Annotated in this window: 5 protein-coding genes and 1 tRNA gene; 4 read left to right on the forward strand and 2 right to left on the reverse strand. The window is 47.0% G+C overall.

The genetic code is table 11. The features are described from left to right. From PX484_RS07385 to PX484_RS07395, 3 genes are all read left to right on the forward strand, one after another. The coding region (locus PX484_RS07385) for an ATP-binding cassette domain-containing protein (RefSeq protein WP_288103309.1) at window positions 1-432 on the forward strand (432 nt) is incomplete at its 5' end. A gap of 61 nt (window positions 433-493) precedes the next feature. Further along, a tRNA-Ser gene (locus tag PX484_RS07390) sits at window positions 494-585 on the forward strand. Between the two features lie 19 nt (window positions 586-604). Then, window positions 605-1411: a radical SAM protein gene (locus tag PX484_RS07395; protein WP_287668195.1), complete on the forward strand. Its 807-nt coding sequence runs from the start codon at window positions 605-607 to the stop codon at window positions 1409-1411. Here PX484_RS07395 and mrdA read toward each other — a convergent pair. Both mrdA and PX484_RS07405 read right to left on the reverse strand, forming a co-directional pair. Further along, window positions 1408-3282 (reverse strand): penicillin-binding protein 2, encoded by a 1875-nt coding sequence (gene mrdA, locus PX484_RS07400; protein ID WP_287766802.1) that lies wholly within the window; start codon window positions 3280-3282, stop codon window positions 1408-1410. The genes PX484_RS07395 and mrdA overlap by 4 nt on opposite strands. Window positions 3283-3886: 604 nt before the next feature. Then, on the reverse strand, window positions 3887-4996 hold the full coding sequence (locus PX484_RS07405) for an S-(hydroxymethyl)glutathione dehydrogenase/class III alcohol dehydrogenase (protein ID WP_288103312.1): 1110 nt from the start codon (window positions 4994-4996) through the stop codon (window positions 3887-3889). A gap of 83 nt (window positions 4997-5079) precedes the next feature. Here PX484_RS07405 and PX484_RS07410 point away from each other — a divergent pair. Then, window positions 5080-6794: CHAT domain-containing protein (locus tag PX484_RS07410; protein ID WP_288103314.1), on the forward strand; the 1715-nt coding region annotated here is incomplete at its 3' end.

Here is a 6794-nt window from a genome sequence, read left to right on the forward strand (position 1 = left end):
AAAATTCGCCGACAAATTGGCTATATTTTTCAGTCACATAATTTACTAAAATTCCTCACAGCGAAACAAAACGTAAGGATGTCTTTGGAACTGCACGAGGAGTTTTTAGAACAAGATCTCGATCAAAAAGCGGCGGCAATTTTGGAGTCAGTCGGTTTAGGCAACCGCGTTGATTATTATCCCCACGATCTATCGGGGGGACAAAAACAACGGGTTGCGATCGCTCGCGCCCTCGTCAGTCATCCCAAATTAGTCCTCGCCGATGAACCGACCGCGGCCTTAGATAAACAATCCGGGCGCGATGTGGTGGAAATCATGCAGAAATTGGCAAAAGAACAAGGTTGCACGATTTTACTTGTCACCCACGATAACCGGATTCTCGACATCGCCGATCGCATTGTCAATATGGAGGATGGTCGTTTAGGCGATTAACTGCCCAAAAATTACTTGCCAAAAATCGGCCTTTCATGTTAGACTAAAATAATGTCATCTTGGAGAGGTGGCAGAGTGGTCGAATGCGGCAGATTGCTAATCTGTTGTACGAATCGTAAGACCGTACCGAGGGTTCGAATCCCTCCCTCTCCGTCTTCTTTCGGTATTTTCGATGACTGCTCGCCAAGATTATTTCTGCTCCGTATATGGTCCGGTTGCCTCTTGGCGTTTCGGCAGTTCCTTGGGCATCGATCCGATTGGTTTAGTTTCTACCTGTTCCTTTAACTGTGCTTACTGTCAGTTAGGAGAAATTGAGCAAAAAACCGAGCAACGAAGAGTTTTTATCACCAGCAAACAAATTAGCAGGGATTTAAGTGCCTTTGCCCCCTGGGACGTGGATATAGTCACTCTCAGTGGTAGCGGGGAACCCACCCTCGCCCTCAATTTAGGGGAAATAATGGCCACCGTCAAGGAAATAACCGAGCGGCCGGTGGCGGTCTTAACCAATAGTACCCTTTTGGGAGATGCCCAAGTGCGTCAAGACTTGAGCAAAGCTGATATCGTCGCCGCTAAAATCGATGCTGTTTCCGAGGCCCAATGGCGACGGGTTAACCGTCCGGTCTCCGGTCTGGATTGGCAGGAGCTTTGGTGGGGATTAAGACAATTTCGCCAAGAATGGTCGGGAAAACTAGCAATTCAAACCATGCTACTGGCCTCTTGGTCGCCCCAAGATCAAGACCGATACATCGATTTGATGCAACAGCTACAACCGGATGAAATTCAACTTAACACCCCGACCCGTCCCCGGGCAAGACAAAGACAATTAGAAACCCGTGGTAATAATCCCCTCAGCGCGGGCGACGGAATGCAAATTCTCAAACCCGTAAACGCTGAAATATTGGCGATTTGGGCGGAAAAAATCGCCACGGCCACGGGAATTACCGTGCGCTGTGTGCCGCTTACCGCCACAGGTCTCTAGGGCTTCGGCCGGGGTTTTTCTTCTTTCGGCTTGATATTAAAATAAGCCTCCATTACCTGACGTACCATAGGTGCGGCCACTTTACCACCACCACCGCCGGAATGTTCCGCAAAGGCGACCACGACAATTTCGGGCTTATCAAAAGGCGCGAAAGCTCCAAACCAAGCGTGGGACTTGCCTGGAGGTGCTTCTGCTGTGCCGCTTTTGCCCGCTACAGGCGGTAAAGCGGGGTCTGATAGGGCCCGACCGGTTCCTTCCGCTACCACGGCTCTCAGGGACTTTCTCAGGGTGTCTAGGGTGCTAGGTTTCATGTTCAAAGACTTGCGCCATTCCTTAACATCCCGGGCATCCTGTAAAAGGTGCGGTTTCACCAAAAAACCGCCGTTAGCGGGGACAGCAAACATCACAGCTACCTGTAGGGGAGTCGCTAGGGTAAATCCTTGACCGATCGACATATTAATCGTATCCCCTACCGACCAATCCCAGTTTTTAAAATTACGCAGTTTCCAATCGCGATCGGCAATTAACCCCGGAGTTTCTTCCGCTAATTCTATCCCAGTTTTCTGACCGAAACCGTAGCGCCGAGCCGTGGCAATTAAAGTCGGTCCCCCCACTCCGCGACCAATTTGACCGTGAAAAGTGTTACTACTCATGGCCATGGCCCGGACAAAACCGATCGGACCAAAACCGGCGTGATTCCATTCCCCGAAAGCTGTCCCCCCCACATAAAGGGCAGCAAAGGTATTTAAGACCGTATTGGGGGGAAATTTACCCGATTCCATGCCAGCAGTGGCAGTGACGACTTTAAAGGTGGAAGCGGGGGGGAATCCTTGCAGAGCGCGGTTAACAAACGGGTTGCCCTCCGCTTGTAGTTTTTTCCAAGTGGCGGTGGTAATTGGGGCCGAGAAAACATTAGGATCAAAACTAGGATAACTGACCATGGCCCGCACGGAACCATCCCGGGGATCGATCGCCACGATCGCACCCTTGCGTTTTCCTAAAGCGGCCTCGGCGGCTTTTTGGAGTTTTAAATCTAGTGTCAGGGTGACATCTTGCCCCGGTTTAGCAATTTTTTGGCCGAGAATTTGGATTACTTGTCCCGATCCGTTGACCTCTAACTGCATTCCCCCCCATTCTCCCCGCAATTTTGACTCGTAGGCGGCTTCTACACCCATTTTACCGACGACATCTCCCAATCGGTAGCCCTGTCGTCTTTTGGCTTGATATTCCTCCGGGGTTAGTTCCCCGGTATAACCGAGAATATGCGCCCCGATTTTACCATTGGGATAGTAGCGCACTGATTCCACGTCCACTTCAATGCCGGTTAATTCGTCTTTGTATTCCTCTAGGGCGATAATTTGGGCCGGAGTTAAACCCCTAGCGATGCGGATCAGGGTGGAGGGGTTTTCGTCCGCTTCGTTAATGCGTTTTTCTAGGTCGCTTCTGGGAATGCCTAAAATACTGGCTAAACGGTCAAGATTGAGTTTTTGGGCGGGATTACGCTGGGATTTTGGCCAAATATAGGCCGCATGGGTTAAACGGGCCGTGGCCAAAACTTTGCCATTGCGATCGAATAAGTTGCCCCGGACTGGGGGTTTGGGAAGAATGCGAATCCGGTTATTTTCTGCCCTTTCTCGGTTAATTTGTCCTTGCTGCAGTTGTAAATAGGCCAAGCGCGAGCCAACTCCTCCTAGCAGGACAAGGCTAATTAAGCCCATAATTAGCCATGACTGACGCTGACGACCGACTAGACGCTCTTTATCTTTGATTTTATTCTGTAATTTATTCGGCGCTGGCCGCGTCGGCGAGGTGAGCGTTTTTTTCCGTTTCAGTTTGACTTTGGTTTTTGATAGGAGTCCGCTATTACGCATTTGCTTAAAGTTAAAAATTTAAAAGTTATTAGTCATCAGTTAGGGACTTGCGTGGGAATAATATCCCAGCCGGAAAATCGCTCTGTAGAAGAATTAGACCAGCCAGATGGCACATTATCAAAGCGCAAGTCCCTAACATCTCGAAGGCTCTCGCCCTACTTAGGGTGATCAGCAAACCTGAGCGATCGGAGGGCGCAAGCTTTGCGCCCCTACAGTAACGGATTTTGTCCACAATGTAGGGGCGAACTGCGTTCGCCCAAAAGGTACATTATCAAAGCGCAAGTCCCTTATCAGATTTGAGTTCTAAGTGAGTAGTTTTAAATAGCACTTTCCTGATGTCTTTTCACTGTTCACTGGACGGCTACGCCGTGCCTTTGGCAACACTGAAAAGGACGCAATACTAGGTGATTTAGCTCCTCTGTTTACTAAAGTTCAGGGTATCTGCAATATATCTTAACAAAATCGGAGTAAATACTGGGAGTGGAAGGAACCACTCCAGACACAGAGGACACAAAGATTGATCGCTTCTATAGTAAGTTAAAGAGAGCCAGAAAACTGGCGCAGACATATAGTTAAGAGTTTGTCAAGTGTTTCTTAACTATGTTCAAAATGTAATCACACTGCGGATAGAATCCCCTTGGCGCATCAGGTCAAAGGCCTCGTTAATTCTTGCCAGAGGTAGAACGTGGGTGATTAAATCATCAATGTTAATCTTGCCGTCCATGTACCAATCGACTAATTTTGGTACATCTGTACGACCTCTCGCTCCACCAAAAGCCGTACCTTTCCAGACCCGTCCGGTGACTAATTGAAAAGGACGGGTACTAATTTCCTGGCCGGCCCCGGCTACACCGATAATAGTGGCAACACCCCAACCTTTATGGCAACATTCCAAAGCTTGACGCATAATCTGGACATTGCCGATACACTCAAAACTATAATCGGCCCCACCCTTAGTTAAATCCACCAGATAGGCCACTAAATCCCCCTCGATTTCTTGGGGATTAACAAAATGAGTCATCCCGAATTTGGTCGCTAAAGCTTGTTTCTGGGGATTGATATCGACCCCGACAATCATATCGGCCCCCACCAAACGGGCCCCTTGAATAACATTTAAACCGATACCTCCCAGACCAAAAACCACCACTTTTGCCCCCGGTTCCACTTTAGCGGTATTAATCACCGCACCGATACCTGTAGTGACTCCGCAGCCGATATAACAGACTTTTTCAAAGGGAGCATCGGGGCGAATCTTGGCTAGGGAAATCTCCGGCAGTACGGTATAGTTAGAAAAAGTCGAGGTTCCCATGTAGTGATAAAGAGGCTGACCATCGAGGGAAAAACGACTGGTTCCATCTGGCATTACTCCCCGACCTTGGGTAAGACGAATTGCTTGACAGAGATTGGTTTTAAAGCTGAGACAGTATTCGCACTGACGACATTCGGGAATGTATAGGGGAATAACATGATCCCCCACTTTCAGGCTAGTGACACCTTTTCCCACTTCTACCACGATTCCGGCCCCCTCATGGCCTAAAATTGAGGGAAATAAGCCTTCAGGATCGGACCCAGAGAGAGTATAGGCATCGGTGTGACAAACTCCCGTGGCTTTGATTTCTACTAACACTTCCCCCGCTTGCGGTGCTGCTAATTTTACCGTTTCAATAGTTAGGGGTTTTCCCGCTTCTAGGGCAACTGCCGCTCGAACATCCATAGGCTAAAAGCAATAGGTTTTTCCCAGTATAATAGCGTTAAACTGCTGAAGAGTTGTAATAGAACAATTCTAAACTTATCTCTATGTTAGTCCTCACCATCCGCGAAGAAGGAATTAACGATGGTGGCTTTACTGCTACTCTCAATTTTGATAGCGGTAACAGCTACCCAATTACGGTTACTGACCCCTTTACTAACCAAGAAGAAAAAGACCTAGAATGGTACTTTGAGGAATGGTTAGTATTTCCGACGCTAGAGACGGATAAGGCGCAAAAAGCCGCCAACAGTGTCCAAAACTATGGCGAAAACCTATTTAAACAGGTTTTCCAGAGTAATTTAAATGCTTATGGGGAATATCGAGACTTGCGAAAGCAGTTAAGTCAACTGCAAATTATCATCGAAAGTCAGTCGCCAGAATTTCAAGCTTTACATTGGGAAGCGCTGAAAGATCCTGATTTACCGCGTCCCTTTTCTATAGATTGTATCATCTCCCGCCAGCGTCGAGGGGCTACAGTTGTCCCGGTGCAAATGGCCACTTATCCTACTATCAATCTTCTGGTGGTGATTGCGCGTCCTAATGAGGAATCTGATGTTAACTATCGCACGATTTCCCGTCCTTTAGTAGAACTGGTAAATAGTAGTGAAATACCGGTAAAAATTGATATTTTGCGTCCCGGAACTTATGAATCACTAACCAGACATCTGGATGAGAAGGGAGAAGGATACTATCATGTTATTCATTTCGATGTTCATGGCGGATTAATGGAATATGAACAGTACCAAAGACAGGTTCACGGGGATTCTTGGCGCTATCAAAGGGGATGGGGACTGGAGGATTTAGCAGAATATGAGGGAGTAAAAGCTTTTCTGTTTCTGGAAGGAGAAGAAAAAGGTCAAGCGACTCCGGTAGAAGCGACGGAATTGGCGAATTTACTCACTGGGAAAAATATCCCTATTTGTATTCTCAATGCTTGTCAGTCAGCAAAGCAAATTTCCCAGGAATCAGAAGACTATCGGGAAACCAGTTTAGGGAGTCGTTTAATGACTGCGGGAATGCAAGCAGTGGTGGCGATGGGATATTCGGTGACGGTTTCTGCAGCTAAGTTGATGATGAAACCAATTTATCAGCAATTATTGAACGGAAAAGACCTAACGGAAGCGATGCGAAAGGGACGGTTAGAGTTATTCAATAATAAGCAACGCCGCGCCTATTATAACACGAGAATAGATTTAGAAGATTGGTTATTACCGGTGATTTATTGTCGCGGTAAAATTAATCTCAATTTGCGTCCATTTACTCCAGAAGAGGAGGAAAAATACTGGGAACATATCGGCAATCAATATGTCTTTCCCTTACCAGAATACGGCTTTGTCGGCAGGGATTTAGAGATTCTCAAGATGGAAAAGGCGCTGCTGAAACATAATATCCTTTTACTCAAAGGAATGGGAGGGACAGGAAAAACTACTTTACTCAATTATCTACGAGAATGGTGGCAGAAAACCAACTGGGCGACCCATATTTTCTATTTTGGTTATGATATAAAAGCTTGGACTTTAGAACAGATTGTTTATGAAATCGGTCAGGGAATTTATAATCGCTTTGAACAGGCGAGTTTCCAAGCGATGAACCTGAAAGCGCGAGTAAGGAAACTAGAGCAAAAACTCCGCAGTGAGGCGTATATTCTCATTTTAGATAATCTGGAGTCGGTGACGGGACAACCGTTAGCAATTCAGAATACTTTACCGGAGAATGAAAGGGAAGCAATCGCCGAATTTCTCAAGAATTTGGTCGGGGGAAA

It is taken from the genome of Microcystis sp. M49636_WE2, from assembly GCF_030065375.1.
GTDB lineage: Bacteria > Cyanobacteriota > Cyanobacteriia > Cyanobacteriales > Microcystaceae > Microcystis > Microcystis aeruginosa_C.